The following is a 22,060-nucleotide window of genomic DNA, read 5'->3' on the forward strand; positions in this document are numbered from 1 at the left end:
CCTCGGCGGGTCAGGGGTGCTTGGGGACGGTGGTCAGCAGAGGTTTGGGCGAGGTCTCGCCGGGCGGGGAGCCGATCGCCGAGATCGTGATGACGAGGGCGAGCGCCACGGCAAGACCGGTCGCGGCGGCGATCAGGGCACGCATGCAGCCTCCCGGCGGATCACCGGATCTGAAATCTGATAGGGCGTCAGGGCTGGGGCACCGTAGCAACGCGCGGCCGAGATGAGAACACGTTGCACAACAGCGCCGCCCCCTCGGCCGGTGAACGGTGAGGGAGCGGCGCGTGTGCTGCTGATACGGCTTGCGCCGTACGGGAGTTACGTCGCCGAGGGCGAGGCGGACGGGGTTGCCGTGGCGCCGGCCGTGGTGACCTTCAGTTCGATGGTGAGGGTCGCGCCGCCGGTCGTGTTGATGCGGAGCAGGAACGTGCCGGTGGCGTCGTCCGCGAAGATCCTCGGCAGCTGGAGCCGGCCGTCGGCGTCGGTCTTGAGGCCCTTGAGGGTGCGGATCGCCTTGCCGTCCGCGTCCTTGAAGTAGGGTCCCTTGTCGTTCTCGGTCGCGTCGTCCGTGGACTTGATCAGCGTGGCCGTGGTGGCGACCCCGTCTGCGACGTCGCCCTTGTACGTGGCCCTGACCTGGACCGGGTCAGCGAACTGGCCGCCGGCCTCGCAGGTCAGCTCCGTGTCGCCGGTCCTGGTGAGGGTGTCGGCCTGACGCGCGGAGACGGTCGCCGTGTAGTCGAGGCCGGGCAGCTTGCGGTCGACGACGGTGGCGCGGACGGTGAACTCGCCGGTGTCCTCGCCCGCCCTCAGCGGCGGCGCGGTGGCCTTGCCGGTGCTGTCGGTGACGACGGTGACGGTCTTGAAGCCGCCGCTGAAGGCCAGATCCGTGTCGCCGACGACGGTGAGCTTCACCTTGACCGTGCCGACGCCCTTGCCCGCGGCGTTCTCCGTGCGGACGGCGACCCGTTCGGCGAAGGCGTCACCGGCGGTCGCGTTGAGCGTGCCCGTACCGGCGTCCTCGATGTGCGCGACCGTCTCGGCGGGCGTGGGCGGTGCGGGGCTCGTGGAGCCTCCGCCGCCCGGCTTCGACGGGTCGTTGCCCGGGGAGCCGCTGGGCTTGCCGGACTCCGACGGCTGGGACGGCTTGGGCGGCTTGGAGGTGCCGGGGGACGGGCTGGTCGTGCCGGGGCTGCTCGGCGAGGGCGAGGGGCTGGGGCCGCCGTCGCTGCGGTCGCCGGGCTGGACTCCGGTGCCGTCGGGGACCTCGTGGGTGCCCTTGCGGTAGAACTCCAGCCACGACAGGACCGTGTTGAGGTATTCCTGCGAGTGGTTGTAGCTGAGGATCGCCGCGTTCAGACCGGCGCTCTGGGACAGGTCGCGGTCGCCGCGGCACAGGTAGTGGCCGGCGGCGAGGGCCGCGTCGTAGATGTTGTTGGGGTCCTTCTTGCCGTCGCCGTTGCCGTCGCGGCCGGACCACGCCCAGGTCGACGGGATGAACTGCATGGGGCCGACGGCCCGGTCGTGCGTCGTGTCCCCGTCGTAGGCGCCGTTGTCCGTGTCGGTGATCCTCGCGAAGCCGTTGCCGTCGAGGACCGGGCCGAGGATCGGCTTGAGCGTCGTGCCGTTCGCGTCGACGTTGCCGCCGCGGGCCTGGCCCGACTCGACCTTGCCGATCGCGGCGAGCAGCTGCCAGGGGAGGTTGCAGCCCGGCTTGGTCGCGGCGAGCTCCGCCTCGGCCTTCTTGTACGCGTCGAGAACGGTGGCGGGGATACCGGCCTCGGCGGCGCCGGTGGGGCCGTTCGGGCCGCCGGTGCCCGCGCTCGGGGGCGCGGTGGGGCTGTTGAGGGGTGGCAGATCGGTGTAGTACGGGGAGTTGCCGGTCGCCGAGTCGCCGGGCGGGGGCGGCGCGTCGGCGGTGGCATGCCCGCCGTCCTGCGCGGTGGTGAAGCCGGGCGCCTGTGACGCGGAGAGCGCCGCCACGGCGGCAGCCGCCACAGCGGTTGTCATCGCCGACCTGCGCAACCGCTTTCCGAATAGCGCCGCCATGCCGTGAGCCCCTCCGATTGCCGACCGTTTCCGGGTCCGTCCACGCTCCCCGGCGTGGAGTGACCCAGGCGACACTACGACAACTTCCAGCGCGCATACACCCGTTCGTGCCCGGTATTTGCCGGTTGGCCATGTACGCGTTACCGCGATCGTCACGGGTCATACTGAGCGGCACCGCGTACGCACCGCACCAAGAACCGTCCGAGGGGGACCTCTTGCCCTTCACGATCAGCCATGCCGCGGCCGTGCTGCCGGCCGTCCGCCGCGACGGCACGGGGCGCGGCGCGCTCGTGCCGTCGCTGCTGGTGGCGGGCTCGTTCGCGCCTGACGTGACGTACTTCGCGGCGAGTGCGGTGCCGGGGGCGATGGAGTTCGGGGATTTCACGCACTCCTTCCCGGGCGTCTTCACGATCGACGTGGCCCTCGCTGCGGTACTGGTCGGCCTGTGGCGCCTGCTGCGGGAGCCGGTGATCGCGCTGCTGCCGGGGCGGGTGCGGGGGCGGGTCCTTGTGGTGGCACGGGGTGGTGCGGGCGACGCTCGGGGCGGCTTCGGGTCTGGCGCTTTCGCGTCTGGCGGTTCCGCTTCCGGCGCTTTCGCGTGGGAGCGGCGGCCGGTGGCCGCGGTGTGGTGGTGGTACGTGTCCGCCGTCCTCGGCGCGGCGACGCACGTGGTGTGGGACGCGTTCACGCATCTCGACCGGTGGGGCATGCGCGTGTTCCCGGTCCTCGGCGAGAAGATCGCCGGCTCCCCTCTCTACTGGTACGCGCAGTACGGGGGTTCGGCGGTCGCGCTCGTCGTGATCGCGCTCTTCGTGGTGTCGGCGGTGCGCCGTGTCCCCTCGTCGGCCGCCGCCGACGCCCGCGCCGCGCTGCCTCGGCTCTCGGTGGGCGAGCGGTGGGTGGCGGCGCTGGTGATCGGCGGGTGCGTGGCGCTGGCCGCGGGGGTACGGACGGTGCGCTGGTGGACGTACTGGGGCGCTGTCGCCAAGCCGTGGGAGATCATCCCGACCCTGTGCTTCGGCGGGGGCGCGGGCCTCGTACTCGGCCTGGTCGTGTACGCGCTTCTCGTGCGGGGGCGTCGAGGTCCGGCCAGTCGCGGGGTGGCGCCGGCGGAACAACAGCGGTGACACGACAACGGTGAACGCAGTAAGGGGCGGAGCCCATTGGCTCCGCCCCTTACCTGAACTACGGCTTGCCTGAACAGCAGCCCGAACTAAGGCCCGAACAACGGCCCGCCGCCGGCTAGTGCGCCGCGGACTCCCAGTCCGGGCCCACGCCCACCGACACGTCCAGCGGCGCCCGCAGATGCACGGCTCCGGCCATCTCGCGCCGGACCAGCTCCTCCGCCGCCGCGGCCTCGCCCGGGGCGATCTCCAGGACGATTTCGTCATGGACCTGGAGCAGCAGCCGGGACTTGAGCTTCGCGTCCTTGAGCGCCTTGTCCACGTTCAGCATGGCGATCTTGACGATGTCGGCGGCCGTGCCCTGAATGGGGGCGTTGAGCGCCATGCGCTCGGCCATCTCACGGCGCTGGCGGTTGTCGCTGTTGAGGTCCGGCAGATACCGGCGGCGGCCGAGCATCGTCTCCGTGTAGCCCGTGGCGCGCGCCTCGTCGACGACGCGGCGCAGATAGTCGCGCACGCCGCCGAACCGCTCGAAATACGTGTCCATGAGGACCCGCGCCTCGCCCGGCTCGATGTTCAGCTGCCCGGACAGGCCGAACGCGGACAGGCCGTAGGCGAGCCCGTACGACATGGCCTTGATCTTGCGGCGCATCTCCGCGTCGACGGCGGACCGCTCGACGCCGAAGACCTGCGCGCCGACCGTGGTGTGCAGGTCCTCGCCGGAGGTGAACGCCTCGATGAGGCCCTCGTCCTCGGAGAGGTGCGCCATGACGCGCAGCTCGATCTGGCTGTAGTCCGCGGTCATGAGCGACTCGAAGCCCTCGCCGACGACGAAGCCGCGGCGGATGGCGCGGCCCTCGTCGGTGCGTACCGGGATGTTCTGCAGGTTCGGGTCGGTCGAGGAGAGCCGGCCGGTCGCGGCCACCGTCTGGTTGAACGTCGTGTGGATGCGGCCGTCGGCGGCGATCGTCTTGATGAGTCCCTCGACGGTGACGCGCAGCTTCGCCTGCTCGCGGTGGCGCAGCATGATCACGGGGAGTTCGTGGTCGGTCTGCGCTGCCAGCCAGGCGAGCGCGTCCGCGTCCGTCGTGTACCCGGTCTTCGTCTTCTTCGTCTTGGGCAGGTCGAGCTCGCCGAAGAAGACTTCCTGGAGCTGCTTGGGCGAGCCGAGGTTGAACTCGTGGCCCACGGAGGCGTGCGCCTCCTTCACCGCCTGCTGGACGGCGCCCGCGAACATCTGCTCCATGGCCTCCAGATGGGCGCGGTCGGCGGCGATGCCGTGCCGCTCCATGCGGGCGAGGAGCGTGGACGTGGGCAGCTCGACGTCCTTGAGGAGGTCGGCCGCGCCGACCTCCCGGAGCTTGCCGCCGAAGGCCTCGCCGAGGTCGAGGATCGCGCGGGCGTGCACCATGAGCGCGTCGGCCTCGGCCTGGTCGTCGTCCTCCGTACCGAAGGCGAGCTGTCCGTCGGCCGCCGCCGGGGCGAGCTCACGGCCGAGGTACTCCAGGGTCAGCGCCTCGAGCGCGAAGGAGCGGCGGCCGGGCTTGACCAAATACGCGGCGAGCGCCGTGTCCATGGTGACGCCGTCCACGGTCCAGCCGTGCTCGGCGAAGACCCGCATGACACTCTTCGCGTTGTGCAGGACCTTGGGCTTCGCGGCGTCGGCGAGCCAGGCCGCGAACGCGTTCTCGTCGGCCTCGTCGAGCTGGGTGGGGTCGAACCAGGCAGCGGCTCCCCCCGCGCCGGCGAGCGCCACCTCGGTGACGGATCCCGTGCCGAGCGTCCAGGTGTCGACGGTGGCGAGGCCGAGGACCGCGTCGCCGTGCTCGGCGAGCCACGGGGCCACCTCGCCCGCACCGAGCACCGAGCCGTCGACGTCGACGCCCGGCTCGGCGGGTGCCTGTTCGGCCTGCTCGGCGCCCGGGTCGACGGCGAGGAGCCGCTCGCGCAGCGACGGGTTACGGATCTCCAGGGTGTCCAGGACCATCGCGAGGGCCGTGCGGTCGTACGCGGCGCGCTCCAGGTCGTCGACCGTCTTGGGGAGCTCGACGTCGCGCACCATCTCGGTGAGCCGGCGGTTCAGCTTGACGGCTTCGATGTGGTCGCGGAAATTCTGCCCCGCCTTGCCCTTGACCTCCTCGGCGCGCTCCACGAGCTCGGCGAACGAACCGAACTGGTTGATCCACTTCGCGGCGGTCTTCTCGCCGACGCCGGGGATGCCCGGCAGGTTGTCCGACGGGTCGCCGCGCAGGGCCGCGAAGTCCGGGTACTGGGCCGGCGTGAGCCCGTACTTCTCCTCGACCTTCTCCGGCGTGAACCGCGTCAGCTCGGAGACGCCCTTCGTCGGGTAGAGCACCGTGACGTGGTCGCTGACGAGCTGGAAGGAGTCCCGGTCGCCGGTCACGACCAGGACGTCGAACCCGGCGGCCTCGGCCTGGGTGGCGAGCGTGGCGATGATGTCGTCCGCCTCGAACCCGTCGACCGCGAAGCGCGGGGTGTGCATCGCGTCGAGGAGCTCGCCGATCAGCTCGACCTGCCCCTTGAACTCGTCCGGGGTCTTCGAACGGTTCGCCTTGTACTCCGTGAACTCCTCGGAGCGCCACGTCTTGCGCGAGACGTCGAACGCCACCGCGAAGTGCGTGGGCGCCTCGTCGCGCAGCGTGTTCGCCAGCATCGACGCGAAGCCGTAGATCGCGTTGGTCGGCTGTCCGGTCGCGGTCGTGAAGTTCTCCGCGGGCAGCGCGAAGAACGCGCGGTACGCCAGCGAATGCCCGTCCATGAGCATCAGCCGCGGCCGGCTGCCTGAGGTCTTCTTCTCGGTCTTCTTCGCTGCTGTCTCTGCCACGCCCTCGATCCTGCCACGCCCCACTGACACTCCGGTCCGCCACGGGCCTCCGGCGAGGGCTGTCAGTCGTGCGTGCGAGGATCGGCGACGTACCTCACACGCGTGCTCGAAGGGGAACAGACGATGGCAACGAAGCCGCCCACGGGAGATCCGGTCCAGGACGCGCCGCAGGTGGACGCGCCGCTGCGCGCCGCCGCCGGACTGCCCGCCGTCGCCCATTCCCTCAAGATCGCCCAGCAGCAGATGGGCGTGCGCCGCACCGCGCTCACCCTCCTCCGCGTCAATCAGAAGGACGGCTTCGACTGCCCGGGCTGCGCCTGGCCGGAGCCCGACCACCGGCACAAGGCGGAGTTCTGCGAGAACGGCGCGAAGGCGGTCGCCGAGGAGGCCACCCTGCGCCGGGTCACCCCCGACTTCTTCGCCGCGCACCCCGTCGCCGATCTCGCGACCCGCTCCGGGTACTGGCTGGGCCAGCAGGGCCGCCTCACCCACCCCATGTACCTGGCGGACGGCGCCGAGCGCTACGAGCCGGTGTCCTGGGAGCGCGCCTTCGACATCATCGCAGAGGAGCTGGCCGCCCTGGCCTCCCCCGACGAGGCCGTGTTCTACACCTCGGGCCGCACGAGCAACGAGGCGGCGTTCCTCTACCAGCTGTTCGCCCGCGAGTTCGGCACGAACAACCTGCCCGACTGCTCCAACATGTGCCACGAGTCGTCCGGTTCCGCGCTCACGGAGACCATCGGCATCGGCAAGGGCAGCGTCCTGCTGGAGGACCTCTACAGGTCCGACCTGATCATCGTGGCCGGGCAGAACCCGGGCACGAACCACCCGCGCATGCTCTCCGCCCTGGAGAAGGCCAAGGAGAACGGCGCGAAGATCATCACGATCAACCCGCTGCCCGAGGCCGGACTCGAACGCTTCAAGAACCCGCAGACCCCGCAGGGCATGTTCAAGGGCGCCACCCTGACCGACCTGTTCCTCCAGATCCGCCTCGGCGGGGACCAGGCCCTGTTCCGCCTCCTGAACAAGCTGATCCTGGAGACGGAAGGCGCCGTCGACGACGCCTTCATAGAGGAGCACACGCACGGCTACGAGGCGTTCACCGAGGCCGCGCGCGCCGCCGACTGGGACGCGACGCTGACGGCGACGGGCCTGGAGCGCGCCGAGATCGAGGAGGCCCTCGCCCTGGTGCTCGCCTCCGAGCGCACCGTCGTGTGCTGGGCGATGGGCCTCACCCAGCACAAGCACTCCGTGCCCACGATCCGCGAAGTGGTCAACTTCCTGCTCCTGCGCGGGAACATCGGCCGCCCCGGCGCGGGCGTCTGCCCGGTGCGCGGCCACTCCAACGTGCAGGGCGACCGCACCATGGGCGTCTTCGAACGCCCCGCGCCCGCCTTCCTGGACGCCTTGGAGAAGGAGTTCGGCTTCGCACCGCCCCGCGAGCACGGCTTCGACGTCGTACGGGCCATCGAGGCACTGCGCGACGGCGAGGCGAAGGTGTTCTTCGCGATGGGCGGCAACTTCGTGGCGGCCTCCCCCGACACCGACGTCACCGAGGCCGCGATGCGCCGCGCCGCCCTGACGGTCCACGTGTCGACGAAGCTCAACCGCTCCCACGCGGTCACCGGCGCGCGCGCCCTGATCCTGCCGACTCTCGGCCGCACCGAGCGGGACCTTCAGGTCGGCCCGGACGGGAAAAGCAGGGAGCAGTTCGTGACCGTCGAGGACTCCATGAGCATGGTCCACGCCTCCCGTGGCCGCCTCGCGCCCGCGAGCAAGCACCTCCTGTCGGAGCCGGCGATCGTGGCCCGCCTCGCGCGCCGCGTCCTGGGCGAGGCGTCACGCACGCCCTGGGAGGAGTTCGAGAAGGACTACGCCACGGTCCGCGACCGCATCGCGAAGGTCATCCCGGGCTTCGAGGACTTCAACGCGCGCGTGGCTGGTTCTGCTGGTCGCCCTGGCGGCTTCACCCTGCCGCACGGCCCGCGCGACGAGCGGCGCTTCCCCACCACCACCGGCAAGGCGAACTTCACGGCCGCGCCCGTCGAGTACCCGAAGCTCCCCGAGGGCCGGCTGCTGCTGCAGACCCTGCGCTCGCACGACCAGTACAACACCACGATCTACGGCCTCGACGACCGCTACCGCGGCATCAGGAACGGCCGCCGGGTCGTCCTCGTCAGCCCCCACGACGCCCAGGACCTGGGCCTCGCCGACGGCTCCTACGTCGACCTGGTCAGCGAGTGGACGGACGGTGTGGAGCGGCGCGCCCCCGGTTTCCGCGTCGTCCACTACCCGACGGCCCGGGGCTGCGCGGCCGCGTACTACCCGGAAACCAACGTCCTGGTCCCGCTGGACGCCACCGCCGACACCAGCAACACCCCCACCAGCAAGTCCGTCGTCGTCCGCCTGGAACAATCGGCGACCGACTGAGCGTTTGCTCAGCCAGCCGGCCAGGCCGAACAGTACCCACCCACCAACACCGACAGACGACGAACGGAGCCGGGCACCATGGGCGAACACAGCAGCGTGAAGTTCCCGCAAGAGGTCATCGACGAGTACGCGGCGCTCGGCGTCGACCTGCCCGCCCTGTTCTCCGCGGGCCATCTCGGCACCCGCATGGGCGTCGAGATCAAGGAAGCGTCCGCCGACCGCGTCGTCGGCACCATGCCCGTCGAGGGCAACACGCAGCCCTACGGCCTCCTGCACGGCGGCGCCTCCGCGGTGCTCGCCGAGACACTCGGCTCCGTCGGCTCCATGCTCCACGGCGGCAGCTCCAAGATCGCCGTCGGCGTCGACCTGAACTGCACGCATCACCGCGGCGCCCGCTCCGGCCTCGTCACCGGCGTCGCCACACCCGTACACCGCGGCCGCTCCACCGCCACGTACGAGATCGTGATCACCGACGAGCAGGACCGGAGGGTCTGCTCGGCCCGCCTGACCTGCCTCCTCAAGGACATGCCCACGAGCTGAGGCCCCTCGTCCGCGGCGGGGCCCGCCCGTCACCGGACTCATCCGCCCACGGGCCCGTCCGTCACAGGGCGCCACAACGATCACGACGCTTCACGCCGCTGCTCCCGGCGCGGACGGCCACCGCCGCCGCGCCGGGCAGTGCAGACGATGCCCAGAGGACGGGAGCCCGGCAGCGCGGCACACGGCCGCCATCGACGCGGGTTCGGCCCACGCGAAGCCCCCGCCGGCCACCACAGCGCAGGCATCCCCCGCACCGGCCCATGACCCAACCGGCCGCTCACACACCCCAGTTACCCCGCCCACATTGGCGGACCCGCCCCCTCCGCACTAGCGTGGAGCATGGCCGGTATCGGACCCGTCGAGCCGGAACCCCCCTCCGGCGACAGCACCCCGCGCACCCCCGCCCACACCGACACCCTGTGGGCCGGCTCCCCCAACTCCCGCCGCCTCTACGAGCGTTGGGCAGCCCTTCCGCCGCACCTGCGCCGCACCCTGCAAGCCCTGCTCGTCGCCACAGCCCTCACGGGCGCCTACGCGTACACCGCCCTCACCACCACCCCGGCCGCACCCACCCCCACCCCCTGGCCCTCCCAGGTCACCTTCCTGCACTACGAGGGAACGGGCCCACCGGACCCGCACCACCCGCACACCGCCACGTTCCGCTTCACCGTCTCCGTACGCGACACCCACCCCGTGACCATCCGTCAAGTACAAGCCGGACTGCCGGGATTGACCGCCCACGCCACCCCCGCCCTGCCACTGACAGTGAAGGGCGGCAGCCCGGAACTCCTCACGGTGCGCATCTCCGTATACAAGTGCACCGCCCTGCCACCCGGCTTCACCCTGCCGCACCTCGACCTCGGTCTGCGCAACCGTCAGGCACAGCAGCAGCACAGCTACCTCTTCGGCGGCGCCTTCCCACGCGACCTCGCCACCTACCTGCACGACGCCTGCGGACCGCGCACAGGGCACTGGGGACCGCCCCGCACACCGTGAACAGATCTCACACGGAAGTAACACTCGGTTACCTCTGCCGCAACAGAGCAATGCGGAGCGCGAGCCACCGCCACCCGAAGCTCCCGGCACCCGCCCCACCGACGGCACACTCCCGTCCGTAAGGACCAAGATCACCTCAAGTTCCTTAGCGGAACAGCATGTTCTCTACACGCGAGCGCCGGCCACCCCTCTCCAGAAGGCCTGATCGCCCCCACCGCACCCGCCCACGAGCACCGCGTCATAACAAGAGCGTCACATCCTTCCCTCCTCAGCTCCCCACCCCACCCACCTGCGCTTATAGTCACGGCCAGTCACCGCGCCGCCGGGCGCGTCTGCTGCACGGCCCTGCACCACCCCAGTACGGCCCGGCGAGACACACGGCCCCCAACCGCGGGAGCCGCGCCAGGGAGAGGATTGATCGTGCGACACCGTTCCTTGCTCATCATGACCAGCGTGCTCACCACCGGAGCACTCACGCTCACCGCCTGCGGATCGCGCGACGACAACAAGGGCAGCGACAGCGGCAAGAAGACCACCGTCGTCATCGGCGTCGACGCCCCGCTCACCGGCGCGAACTCCGCCACCGGCCTCGGTATCCAGTACGGCGTCCAGATCGCCGTCGACGACGCCAACAAGAAGAACACCGTTCCCGGCGTCACCTTCAAGGTGAAGGCGCTCGACGACAAGGCCGTCCCCGCGACCGGCCAGCAGAACGCCACCGCCCTCGTCGGCAACAAGGACGTCCTCGGAGTCGTCGGCCCCCTCAACTCCGGTGTGGCCACCTCCATGCAGCAGGTCTTCGCGACGGCCAACCTCGTCGAGATCTCGCCCTCCAACACGGCGCCCGAGCTCACCCAGGGCAAGGACTGGCAGACCTCGAAGAAGCGCCCGTACAAGTCGTACTTCCGCACCGCCACCACCGACGCCCTCCAGGGCGGCTTCGCGGCCGACTACGCGTACAACACGCTCAAGAAGAAGAAGGTCTACGTCGTAGACGACAAGCAGACCTACGGCGCCGGCCTCGCCAAGCTCTTCACCGCGGGCTTCAAGAAGGCCGGCGGCAAGGTCGTCGGCACCGACCACGTCAACACCGGCGACAAGGACTTCTCCACCCTCGTCACCAAGATCAAGAACTCCGGCGCCGACCTGCTCTACTACGGCGGCCAGTACGACGAGTCGCAGATCCTCACCAAGCAGCTCAAGGACTCCGGCGCCAAGATCCCGCTCTTCGGCGGTGACGGCATGTTCTCCGACACCTACATCAAGACCGCCGGAAAGTCCGCCGAAGGCGACCTCTCCACCTCCGTCGGCGTCCCGGTCACCACCCTGCCCGCCGCCAAGGACTTCATCGCCACCTACAAGGCGAAGAAGTACCCCGGCGACTACGGCACCTACGGCGGCTACTCCTACGACGCCGCGACCGCCATCATCAAGGCCGTCGGCGCCGTCGTGAAGGACGGCAAGGTCCCGTCCGACGCCCGCGGCAAGATCGTCGAAGAGGTCCAGAAGGCCACGTTCGACGGCATCGCCGGCCCCGTCGCCTTCGACGAGTACGGCGACACCACCAACAAGCAGCTCACCGTCTACCAGGTCACCAAGGGCGAGTGGAAGGCCGTCAAGAGCGGCACCTACGACGCAGGCTGACCCACCCCGCACCGCACGCACCACACAGGGCCGCGCGGCCACGACGACCCGTCACCGCGCGGCCCCACCCATATCCCTGCCCCACTCTCCCCACCCATGGAGGCCACGCGGTGAACACCCTGCCGCAGCAGCTGGCCAACGGGCTGTTCCTCGGCTCGATGTACGGGCTGATCGCCATCGGCTACACGATGGTGTACGGCATCGTCCAGCTCATCAACTTCGCCCACGGCGAGATCTTCATGACCGGCGGCTTCGGCGCACTCACGGTCTACCTCGCGCTCCCCGACGGCATATCCATGTGGATAGCCCTGCCGGCGATGCTCATCGGAGGCGCACTCGTCGCCACCCTCATCGCCGTCGGAGCCGAACGCTTCGCCTACCGGCCACTGCGCGGCGCGCCACGCCTGGCCCCCCTCATCACCGCGATCGGCCTCTCCCTCGCACTCCAGCAGGCCGTCTTCAACTGGTACCCCGACGCCAAGAGCGCCCGCGTCTTCCCGCAACTCCCCTTCGGGCCCTACCACCTGGGCGACATCCGCATCCAGAGCGGCGACGTCTTCCTGATCATCGCCGCCCCCCTGTGCATGGCCGCCCTCGCCTTCTTCGTCCGCCTCTCACGCACCGGCCGCGCCATGCAGGCCACCGCCCAGGACCCGGACACCTCCCAGCTCATGGGCATCGACACCAACCGCATCATCGTGATCGCCTTCGCCATCGGCGGCATCTTCGCCGCCGTCGCCGGCGTCGCCTACGGCCTCAAATACGGCTCCGTCCAGTACGACATGGGCTTCCAGGCCGGCCTCAAAGCCTTCACCGCAGCCGTACTCGGCGGCATCGGCAACATCTACGGCGCCATGCTCGGCGGCGTCGTCCTCGGCCTCGCCGAAGCCATGGCCACCGCCTACATCGCCGACATCCCCGGCATGCAACAGTTCGGCGGCCAGGGCTGGGCCTCCGTCTGGGCCTTCGTCCTCCTCATCCTCGTACTGCTGCTACGGCCACAAGGCCTGCTCGGCGAACGCGTCGCGGACAGGGCGTGATCACCATGACCACACAGAAGACCGACACCGCCCGCGGCCTGATCACCCTCCCCGCAGGCGCCCCCCGCATCCTCATCGCCGCCGGCGCCGTCGCCACCATCGCCAGCACCTTCATGTCCTGGACCTGGACCTCCGACTTCCCCGGCGACCTCACCGTCTACGGCTACCCCGCAGGCCTCCAGACCATCGCCCTCGTCGCAGGACTCATCACCCTCCTCTTCACCCTCCCCCTGTGGAACGTACGAGGACTGCACCGGCTCAACCCCGCCGGCGCCACCTCCCCGATCCTCCTCACCACCCTCGCCGGCTTCACCGTCTGCTGGTACGCGGCCATCGCCATCGCAGTCGAACTCGGCGGACTCGCCAACCTCGACCCCGGCGCCTACATCGCCGCCGTCGCCTCCGCACTCCCCGTCCTCGGCGCCCTCGCCCTGCCACGCCCCGGCGACAGTGCCAAGGCCTACCTCACCAAGCCCGACCAGCCCGCACCCACCGGCCAACTCCCCGGCTGGACACAGCGACTGATCGTCACCCTCGGCATCACCCTCGGCCTCATCGCCTTCACCTACGGCATCGGCATCAACGACGAAGAAAGCGAAACCTTCATCGGCTTCGTCCTCCTCCTCGTCTTCGTCGCCTGGGCCCTCGTCCACGCCGGACAACTCGACCGCTTCTCCACCCTCTGCGCCCAGAACAAGGGCTTCGCCACCGGCATCGCCTTCCTCGCCGCAGCGATCTTCCCCTTCACCCAGAGCGAAGACCACAACGCCAACCTCGGCGTCAACATCCTGATCTTCGCCACCGTCGCCCTCGGCCTCAACATCGTCGTCGGCCTCACCGGACTCCTCGACCTCGGATACGTCGCCTTCCTCGGCGTCGGCGCCTACGCCGCCGCCCTCGTCTCCGGCTCCGAGTTCTCCCGCTTCTCCGGAGTCCAATTCCCGTTCTGGGCCGCCGCCCTCACCGGCATGGCAGCCTCACTCATCTTCGGCGTCCTCATCGGCGCACCCACCCTGCGACTGCGCGGCGACTACCTCGCCATCGTCACCCTCGGCTTCGGAGAAATCTTCCGCATCGCCGTCAACAACATGGACGGCTCCTCCGGACCCGACATCACCAACGGCCCCGACGGAATCCCCTCCATCCCCGACCTCGAAATCTTCGGATTCAACCTCGGCGCCAGCCACGACGTCGCCGGATTCACCCTCGGCCGATTCGCCAACTACTTCTTCCTGATGCTCCTCATCACGGCGCTCGTCGTACTCGTCTTCACCCGCGCCGCCGACTCCCGCATCGGCCGCTCCTGGATCGCCATCCGCGAAGACGAAACCGCCGCCACCGCCATGGGCATCAACGGCTTCCGCGTCAAACTCATCGCCTTCGCACTCGGCGCCACCCTCGCCGGCCTCGCCGGCACCGTCAGCGCCCACGTCACCTACAGCGTCGTCCCCAGCCCCTACCAGTTCGCCGGCGCCGCACCCCCCAACAGCGCCTTCCTCCTCGCCGCCGTCGTCCTCGGCGGCATGGGCACCGTCAGCGGCCCCCTCCTCGGCGCCTCACTCCTCTACCTCATCCCCGAAAAGCTCACCTTCCTCAAGGAATACGAGCTCCTCGCCTTCGGCATCGCACTCGTCATCCTCATGCGCTTCCGCCCCGAAGGCATCATCGCCAACCGCCGCCGCCAACTCGAATTCCACGAGACCGGCCAACTCGACATCCCAGAACAACAAAGCCTGCCCGACAGCACCGTCGGCGCCACCAAGGCAGGGGCGTGACCCGCATGACCACCACCACGACCACTGCCGTCCTCGAAGCCAAAGGCGTCACCATGCGCTTCGGCGGACTCACCGCCGTACGCTCCGTCGACCTCACCGTCAACAGCGGCGAAATCGTCGGCCTCATCGGCCCCAACGGCGCAGGCAAAACCACCTTCTTCAACTGCCTCACCGGCCTCTACATCCCCACCGAAGGCCAGGTCTCCTACAAGGGCACCGCACTCCCGCCCAAACCCCACCTGGTCACCAAAGCCGGCATGGCCCGCACCTTCCAGAACATCCGCCTCTTCGCCAACATGACCGTCCTGGAAAACGTCCTCGTCGGACGCCACACCAGGACAAAGGAAGGGCTCTGGTCCGCGCTCCTGCGCGGCCCCGGCTTCAAAAAGGCCGAAAAAGCATCCGAAGAACGCGCCATGGAACTCCTCGAGTTCATCGGCCTCGCCCACAAACGCGACCACCTCGCCCGCAGCCTCCCCTACGGCGAACAGCGCAAGCTCGAAATCGCACGCGCACTCGCCAGCGAACCCGGCCTGCTCCTCCTCGACGAGCCGACCGCGGGAATGAACCCCCAAGAAACCCGCGCCACCGAAGAACTCGTCTTCGCCATCCGCGACAAAGGCATCGCCGTACTCGTCATCGAGCACGACATGCGCTTCATCTTCAACCTCTGCGACCGCGTCGCCGTCCTCGTCCAAGGCCAAAAACTCGTCGAAGGCACCAGCGACGTCGTCCAGGGCGACGAACGCGTCATCGCCGCCTACCTCGGCGAACCCTTCGAAGGCGCCCCCGAAGACACCGCCGCAGCCGCAGTCGAAGCCGCGGAAGCACACGCCACGGAAGGAGACGACCAGTGAGCGCACTCCTCGAAGTAGAGAACCTCAAGGTCGCCTACGGCAAGATCGAAGCCGTCAAGGGAATCTCCTTCAGCGTCCAGCAAGGCGAAGTCGTCACCCTCATCGGCACCAACGGCGCCGGCAAAACCACCACCCTGCGCACCCTCTCCGGGCTCCTCAAGCCCCTCAGCGGCAAAATCACCTTCGACGGGAAACCCCTCACCGGCATCCCCGCACACAAGATCGTCGCCATGGGCCTCGCCCACTCCCCCGAAGGCCGACGCATCTTCCCCCGGCTCTCCATCGCAGAAAACCTCCAGCTCGGAGCATTCCTCCGCAAGGACACCGCCGGCATCGAAAAAGACATCCAGCGCGCCTACGACCTCTTCCCCATCCTCGGCGAACGCCGCAAGCAAGCCGCCGGAACCCTCTCCGGCGGCGAACAGCAAATGCTCGCCATGGGCCGCGCCCTCATGTCCCAGCCCAAACTGCTCATGCTCGACGAACCCTCCATGGGCCTCTCCCCGATCATGATGCAGAAGATCATGGCGACCATCGCCGAACTCAAGTCCCAGGGCACGACCATCCTGCTCGTCGAGCAGAACGCCCAGGCCGCGCTCTCCCTCGCCGACCACGGCCACGTCATGGAAGTCGGCACCGTCGTCCTCTCCGGAACCGGACAAGACCTCCTCCACGACGAATCCGTCCGCAAGGCCTACCTCGGCGAGGACTGAGCCCGCACGCAGTCATGGCTGAGGCCCGTACCCCTCCCGGGGCACGGGCCTCAGCCATACACAGCGCGGGGCGGAACTCAGCCCTTCGCCGACTTCTTCTCCTCGGCGTCCTGAATAACCGCCTCAGCAACCTGCTGCATCGACAGACGACGATCCATCGACGTCTTCTGAATCCACCGGAACGCCGCCGGCTCCGACAGGCCGTACTCCGTCTGCAACACCGACTTCGCCCGGTCCACCAGCTTCCGCGTCTCCAGCCGCTGCGTCAGATCCGCGACCTCGTTCTCCAGCGTCCGCAGCTCCTGGAACCGCGACACCGCCATCTCGATGGCCGGAACGACATCACTCTTGCTGAACGGCTTCACCAGATACGCCATCGCACCCGCGTCCCGCGCCCGCTCCACCAGATCGCGCTGCGAGAACGCCGTCAGCATCAGCACCGGAGCGATCGACTCCTCCGCGATCTTCTCCGCCGCCGAGATGCCGTCCATCTTCGGCATCTTCACGTCGAGGATCACCAGATCGGGCTTGTGCTCTCGAGCCAGCTCGACCGCCTGCTCGCCGTCACCGGCCTCACCGACGACGGAGTAGCCCTCTTCCTCGAGCATCTCTTTGAGGTCGAGGCGGATCAGGGCCTCGTCCTCGGCGATGACGACACGGGTCGTCAGCGGCGGGACGTGCGACTTGTCGTCGTCGGGCGCGTCTACGGGCTGGGGCGACTCGGGGGCGGTCACGTGAGCTCCTCGTTCTGGCCAGGGGTACTGCTCCCAAGAGCCTACCTAGCTACGGTAAGGTGGTGGCACAGCGGGTGACTGCTGACCTTCGTTTCGAAGGGGCCCCGGTAGCCCAGCGGTAGAGGCCATGGATTCAAAACCCATACAGCGTCGGTTCGAATCCGACTCGGGGCACTTTTCCTTCGATTCGAAGGTTACTGATACAAGCGGATGCTCACGTTCTCGTGAACATCCGCTTTTTGCTGCGTGGCGTAGCGGTCAGTTGCACAGAGTGGCCACATGTACGACATGGGCACACGCAAACGAGCTCTTGCGCTGGTGGCGCAGGGGCGCAGTCTCAACTCCGTAAGCAAAGAGACCGGAGTCTCTCGCGCGGCGATCCGTTCCTGGCAATCACGCATCGACCCGTTGCCACGCATGCGGCACCAGCCTTGCGCGCGCTGCGGCCCGTCCCTCGAGCCGCCGACCGACCAGGAGGCTTACAGCTATCTCTTAGGCCTCTACCTCGGGGACGGCTGTATCAGCGCGGGAGTACGAGCTGGCTACTTCCTGCGTATCGCCTGCGCGAACGCCTGGCCCGGCCTCATCGATGCTTGCGCGGCTGCCGTGGAGGCCATCAATCCCAGCAAGAAATCCGCTCGCGTACAGGCTGTGGGCTACGTATCGGTCGTGGGATACAGCCATCACTGGCCGTGCCTCTTCCCCCAGCATGGCCCCCGGCAAAAAGCACGAGCGCAAGATTGCCCTCGAAGCCTGGCAGCAGGAGATCGTGGATGCCCACCCCTGGGAGTTCGTCCGCGGGCTCATCCACTCCGACGGTTGCCGGATCACCAACTGGACCGAGAAGGTCATCGGCGGCGAACTCAAGCGCTACGAATACCCCCGGTACTTCTTCACCAACGTGTCCAGCGACATCGTCCGGCTTTTCACCGACGTCTTGGACGAGATGGGTGTCGAGTGGAAACAAGCCAACGCCCGCAACATCTCCATCGCCCGCAAAGCCTCAGTAGCCCTCATGGACACCCACATAGGCCCCAAATACTGACCCCTACTTCGGGCTGTCGTCCTCGCCGATGTGGTGGACGCGGACCAGGTTGGTGGAGCCGGAGACTCCGGGCGGGGAGCCGGCCGTGATGACGACGATGTCGCCCCTCTGGCAGCGGCCGTACTGGAGGAGGAGTTCGTCGACCTGGTCGACCATCGCGTCGGTGGAGTCGACGTGGGGGCCGAGGAAGGTCTCCACTCCCCAGGTGAGGTTGAGCTGGGAGCGGGTGGACGGGGTCGGGGTGAAGGCGAGGAGCGGGATGGGTGAGCGGTAGCGGGAGAGGCGGCGGACCGTGTCTCCGGACTGGGTGAAGGCCACCAGGAACTTCGCGCCGAGGAAGTCGCCCATTTCGGCTGCGGCGCGGGCGACGGCTCCGCCTTGGGTGCGGGGTTTGTTGCGTTCGGTGAGGGGCGGTAGCCCTTTGGCGAGAATGTCTTCTTCGGCGGCTTCGACAATGCGGCCCATGGTGCGGACGGTTTCGACGGGGTATTTGCCGACGCTGGTCTCGCCGGAGAGCATGACGGCGTCGGTGCCGTCGATGACGGCGTTGGCGACGTCGCTCGCTTCTGCCCTCGTCGGACGGGAGTTGTCGATCATCGAGTCGAGCATTTGGGTGGCGACGATGACCGGCTTGGCGTTGCGTTTGGCGAGTTTGATGGCGCGCTTTTGGACGATGGGGACTTGTTCGAGTGGCATTTCGACGCCGAGGTCTCCGCGGGCGACCATGATTCCGTCGAAGGCGGCGACGATGTCGTCGATGTTGTCGACGGCCTGGGGTTTTTCGACCTTGGCGATGACGGGGAGGCGGCGGCCTTCCTCGTCCATGATGCGGTGGACGTCCCGGATGTCGCGGCCGCTGCGGACGAAGGAGAGGGCGATGATGTCGGCGCCGGTGCGCAGGGCCCAGCGGAGGTCTTCCTGGTCCTTGTCGCTGAGTGCGGGGACGGAGACGGCTACGCCGGGGAGGTTGAGGCCTTTGTGGTCGGAGACCATGCCGCCTTCGATGACGAGGGTGTGGACGCGGGGGCCGTCGACGCCGGTGACTTCGAGGGTGACTTTTCCGTCGTCGACGAGGATGCGTTCGCCGGTGGTGACGTCGGTGGCGAGGCCGTCGTAGGTGGTTCCGCAGGTCTGGCGGTCGCCTTGGATGTCGGGTTCGACGGTGATGGTGAATTCGTCGCCGCGTTCAAGGAGTACGGGGCCTTCGCGGAAGCGTCCGAGTCTGATCTTCGGGCCTTGAAGGTCGGCGAGGATTCCGACGCTGCGGCCGGTTTCGTCGGAGGCCTTTCGGACGTGGTGGTAGCGCTCCTCGTGTTCGGCGTAGGTGCCGTGGCTGAGGTTGAAGCGGGCTACGTCCATTCCGGCTTCGACGAGTGCCTTGATCTGCTCGTACGAGTCGGTGGCTGGGCCCAGGGTGCAGACGATCTTTGCTCGGCGCATGGTTCGAGCCTAGGGCTTACCGGTGGGTAAGGAATTGGTTGCGCATGACTACCCAACCACCTTTAGGTGAAGGGCTATTGACAAGTGTTGAATTGTGCATGGGGGTGCTCTGATGAGCATGTATTTCGGTGCGGGTGTTCGGGGGGAGCGGGTCTTTACAGCTCGGGCGGGTGCATGGTGAATCGGGCGTTGACGTTGGCGTAGACGGTCTGTCGCTGGGGTTCGAGGTCGAGGGGTGTGGGGGTGTCGTCGGGGGCGCCCGAGTATGCGGCCATGCGCATGTGGGGTGCGTCGGGGACGGGTCCGTAGCGGTCGGGGTCTTCGGCTCCGGTGTCGGCGAGTTCGATGAGGGCGGCGAGGCGGGTGCCGAGGGCTTCGGCGTATTCGCGGGCGCGCTGGACGGCTTCGTGGACTGCTTGCCGGCGGGCGGTGCGGTGGACGGGTGAGTCGGGGCGCAGGGACCACCAGGGGCCGTCGATGCGGGTGAGGTCCTGGTCGGCGAGGCGGGTGGTGAGTTCGCCGAGTGCGGTGAAGTCGGTGAGTTCGGCGGTGATGTGGACGCGGCCGTGGTAGGCGCGGATGCGTTCGGAGCGGCCGTGGCGGGTGAGTTCGGGGGTGATGGAGAAGGCGCCGGTCTCGATTTTTTCGATGGCTTCTCCGTAGCTCTTGATGAGGTCGAGGGTGGCGGTGTTGCGGCGGGTGAGGTCGGTGAGGGCTTCGCGCCGATCGGTGCCTCGGGCGTTGACGGTGATGCCGATGCGGGCGAGGTCGGGGTCGGTTTCGATGCGGGCTTCGCCGCGGACGGCGATGCGGGGGGCTTGGGGGGTGCCGTAGGGGGTGGCGGTGGGGTGGGTGGCGGGTGTCGTCTCGTCGGGGGTCATGGGGTCACTGTGGCAGCGTCGCAGTGGACAGTCATCGGATTGAAACCTCGTGGGTCTGTTGCGTGTTGGGTTGAGGCGCCAGAATCTACGCGCGTTGCAAGTGTCGATGAGTGGTGCCGGAGGGGATCTGAGATGCCGTTGAATCGCAGGAAGTTTCTGGGCAAGTCCGCTGCTACGGGTGCGGCCGTGGCGCTGACCGGGGCGGTGTCGGCGCCGGCCGCGCAGGCGCACGGGGGCCGGCCGAAGGGGCGTAAGCGGTACTCGTTCACTGTCATGGGGACGACGGACCTGCATGGTCATGTCTTCAACTGGGACTACTTCAAGGACGCGGAGTACTCGGATGCGGCGGGCAACGCGATGGGGCTGTCGCGGATCTCGACGCTGGTGGAGCAGATCCGTGATGAGCGGGGCCGGCGGAACACGCTGCTGATCGACGCGGGCGACACGATCCAGGGGACGCCGCTGACGTACTACTTCGCGAAGGTGGATCCGATCACCGCGAAGGGTGGTCCGGTGCATCCGATGGCGCAGGCGATGAATTCGATCGGCTATGACGCGGTGGCGCTGGGGAACCACGAGTTCAACTACGGGATCGAGACGCTGCGTAAGTTCGAGTCGCAGTGTGACTTCCCGCTGCTCGGTGCGAACGCGGTGGACGCGAAGACGGAGAAGCCGGCGTTCCCGCCGTATTTCATGAAGCGGCTGCGCACTCCGCACGGCAGGGACGTGAAGGTGGCGGTGCTCGGGCTGACGAATCCTGGGATCGCGATCTGGGACAAGGCGTATGTGCAGGGCAGGTTGAAGTTCCCCGGTCTTGAGGAGCAGGCCGCGAAGTGGGTGCCGAAGCTGCGGTCGATGGGTGCGGACGTGGTGATCGTGTCGGCGCATTCGGGGGCTTCGGGTACATCGTCGTACGGGGATCAGGTTCCGTATGTGGAGAACGCGGCGGCGAATGTTGCGCGGCTGGTGCCGGGGATCGACGCGATCCTTGTGGGGCATGCGCATGTGGAGATTGCGCAGCAGCTGGTGACGAACGAGGAGACGGGCAAGGCGGTCGTGTTGTCGGAGCCGCTGTGTTATGCGGAGCGGCTGACGCTGTTCGACTTCGATCTGGTGTGGGAGAAGGGGCGTTGGGCGGTCGAGTCCGTCAAGGCGTCGCTGCGTGACTCGAAGACGGTGGCGGACGATCCGAAGATCACGAAGCTGCTTCGGGACGAGCATGCCGCGGTGGTGAAGTACGTCAACCAGGTCGTGGGGCAGGCGACGGTGGAGCTGACGACGGTGGAGGCGCGGTACAAGGACGCGCCGATCATCGATCTGATCAACACGGTGCAGGCGGATGTGGTGAAGAAGGCGCTGACGTCGACGGAGTACGCGTCGCTGCCGGTCCTTTCGCAGGCTTCGCCGTTCTCGCGGACGTCGTCGATTCCGGCGGGTGAGGTGACGATCCGGGATCTGTCGGGTCTGTATGTGTACGACAACACGCTGGTCGCGAAGTTGATGACGGGTGCGCAGGTGCGGGCGTACCTGGAGTTCTCGGCGGAGTATTTCGTGCAGACGGCGGCGGGCGCGGTCGTGGACGTGGACAAGCTGACGAACGCGAACAACCGGCCGGACTACAACTACGACTATGTGTCGGGGCTTTCGTACGACATCGACGTCGCGCAGGCGGCGGGTTCGCGGATCAGGAACCTGATGTATCAGGGTGCGGCGCTGGATGACGCGCAGAAGTTCGTGTTCGCGGTGAACAACTACCGGGCGAACGGTGGCGGGGCGTTCCCGCATGTGGCGTCGGCGCAGGAGCTGTGGTCGGAGTCGACGGAGATCCGTACGCGGATCGCCGAGTGGGTGACCGCGAAGGGCACCCTGGACCCGGCGGAGTTCGCTTCGGTGGACTGGCGGCTGACGCGGGACGGTACGCCTGTGTTCTAGGGCGTCTCGTTCGGC

The 22,060-nt window shown here is 68.3% G+C and carries 16 protein-coding genes, 1 tRNA gene and 1 pseudogene; 12 read left to right on the top strand and 6 right to left on the bottom strand.

What is annotated here, in order from left to right; translation table 11 throughout:
- Nucleotides 1–10: 10 nt before the first annotated feature.
- Complete coding sequence (locus ACWIGU_RS20495) at nt 11–145, bottom strand: SPW_0924 family protein (protein WP_107489191.1); 135 nt, start codon at nt 143–145, stop codon at nt 11–13.
- Nucleotides 146–318: 173 nt separating this feature from the next.
- On the bottom strand, nt 319–2,049 hold the full coding sequence (locus ACWIGU_RS20500) for a lytic transglycosylase domain-containing protein (RefSeq protein WP_454402794.1): 1,731 nt from the start codon (nt 2,047–2,049) through the stop codon (nt 319–321).
- A gap of 215 nt (nt 2,050–2,264) precedes the next feature.
- Between ACWIGU_RS20500 and ACWIGU_RS20505 the strand changes: the two genes are divergently transcribed.
- Nucleotides 2,265–3,176: a DUF4184 family protein gene (locus ACWIGU_RS20505; RefSeq protein WP_454402796.1), complete on the top strand. Its 912-nt coding sequence runs from the start codon at nt 2,265–2,267 to the stop codon at nt 3,174–3,176.
- 115 nt (nt 3,177–3,291) lie between these two features.
- Here the strand turns inward: ACWIGU_RS20505 and polA are convergent, their stop codons facing one another.
- Complete coding sequence (gene polA, locus ACWIGU_RS20510) at nt 3,292–6,018, bottom strand: DNA polymerase I (protein WP_454402798.1); 2,727 nt, start codon at nt 6,016–6,018, stop codon at nt 3,292–3,294.
- A 123-nt stretch (nt 6,019–6,141) separates the two neighbouring features.
- On the opposite strand from polA, the gene ACWIGU_RS20515 reads away from it, so the two are divergent.
- The 8 genes from ACWIGU_RS20515 (at nt 6,142) to ACWIGU_RS20550 (ending at nt 16,013) form a co-directional block, all read left to right on the top strand.
- The gene (locus tag ACWIGU_RS20515; RefSeq protein WP_454402800.1) at nt 6,142–8,448 is read left to right on the top strand and encodes an FdhF/YdeP family oxidoreductase; all 2,307 of its coding nucleotides are present in this window, start codon (nt 6,142–6,144) and stop codon (nt 8,446–8,448) included.
- 78 nt (nt 8,449–8,526) lie between these two features.
- Nucleotides 8,527–8,988, top strand: coding sequence for a PaaI family thioesterase (locus ACWIGU_RS20520; protein WP_454402802.1), 462 nt, complete (start codon nt 8,527–8,529; stop codon nt 8,986–8,988).
- A 339-nt stretch (nt 8,989–9,327) separates the two neighbouring features.
- A complete protein-coding gene (locus ACWIGU_RS20525; protein ID WP_454402804.1) occupies nt 9,328–9,984 on the top strand; it encodes a hypothetical protein in 657 nt (218 codons plus the stop codon).
- Between the two features lie 444 nt (nt 9,985–10,428).
- Nucleotides 10,429–11,628: a branched-chain amino acid ABC transporter substrate-binding protein gene (locus ACWIGU_RS20530; protein WP_454402806.1), complete on the top strand. Its 1,200-nt coding sequence runs from the start codon at nt 10,429–10,431 to the stop codon at nt 11,626–11,628.
- Between the two features lie 110 nt (nt 11,629–11,738).
- On the top strand, nt 11,739–12,668 hold the full coding sequence (locus ACWIGU_RS20535) for a branched-chain amino acid ABC transporter permease (RefSeq protein WP_454402808.1): 930 nt from the start codon (nt 11,739–11,741) through the stop codon (nt 12,666–12,668).
- A 5-nt stretch (nt 12,669–12,673) separates the two neighbouring features.
- Nucleotides 12,674–14,443, top strand: coding sequence for a branched-chain amino acid ABC transporter permease (locus tag ACWIGU_RS20540; RefSeq protein WP_454402810.1), 1,770 nt, complete (start codon nt 12,674–12,676; stop codon nt 14,441–14,443).
- A gap of 5 nt (nt 14,444–14,448) precedes the next feature.
- The gene (locus ACWIGU_RS20545) at nt 14,449–15,300 is read left to right on the top strand and encodes an ABC transporter ATP-binding protein (RefSeq protein WP_454402812.1); all 852 of its coding nucleotides are present in this window, start codon (nt 14,449–14,451) and stop codon (nt 15,298–15,300) included.
- Nucleotides 15,297–16,013 (top strand): ABC transporter ATP-binding protein, encoded by a 717-nt coding sequence (locus tag ACWIGU_RS20550; RefSeq protein WP_454402814.1) that lies wholly within the window; start codon nt 15,297–15,299, stop codon nt 16,011–16,013. Before ACWIGU_RS20545 ends, ACWIGU_RS20550 begins: the two co-directional genes overlap by 4 nt.
- Before the next feature lie 77 nt (nt 16,014–16,090).
- On the opposite strand, the gene ACWIGU_RS20555 is transcribed toward ACWIGU_RS20550, so the two are convergent.
- Nucleotides 16,091–16,747 carry an ANTAR domain-containing response regulator gene (locus tag ACWIGU_RS20555; protein WP_356274441.1) on the bottom strand — a complete coding sequence of 219 codons (657 nt, stop codon included), beginning with the start codon at nt 16,745–16,747 and terminating at the stop codon, nt 16,091–16,093.
- Between the two features lie 101 nt (nt 16,748–16,848).
- Between ACWIGU_RS20555 and ACWIGU_RS20560 the strand changes: the two genes are divergently transcribed.
- Together ACWIGU_RS20560 and ACWIGU_RS20565 are read left to right on the top strand one after the other, a co-directional pair.
- Nucleotides 16,849–16,921 (top strand) — tRNA-Leu (locus ACWIGU_RS20560).
- A gap of 105 nt (nt 16,922–17,026) precedes the next feature.
- Nucleotides 17,027–17,792: pseudogene (locus tag ACWIGU_RS20565) on the top strand (transcriptional regulator).
- A gap of 3 nt (nt 17,793–17,795) precedes the next feature.
- Here the strand turns inward: ACWIGU_RS20565 and pyk are convergent.
- A complete protein-coding gene (gene pyk / locus ACWIGU_RS20570) occupies nt 17,796–19,232 on the bottom strand; it encodes a pyruvate kinase (RefSeq protein WP_454402816.1) in 1,437 nt (478 codons plus the stop codon).
- Nucleotides 19,233–19,387: 155 nt separating this feature from the next.
- The gene (locus ACWIGU_RS20575; protein ID WP_454402818.1) at nt 19,388–20,113 is read right to left on the bottom strand and encodes an SIMPL domain-containing protein; all 726 of its coding nucleotides are present in this window, start codon (nt 20,111–20,113) and stop codon (nt 19,388–19,390) included.
- A 132-nt stretch (nt 20,114–20,245) separates the two neighbouring features.
- Between ACWIGU_RS20575 and ACWIGU_RS20580 the strand changes: the two genes are divergently transcribed.
- Nucleotides 20,246–22,045, top strand: a complete 1,800-nt coding sequence (locus ACWIGU_RS20580) for a 5'-nucleotidase C-terminal domain-containing protein (protein ID WP_454403091.1) — start codon at nt 20,246–20,248, stop codon at nt 22,043–22,045.
- Nucleotides 22,046–22,060: the final 15 nt, after the last annotated feature.

The sequence above is a fragment of the Streptomyces sp. NPDC055400 genome, assembly GCF_053644375.1.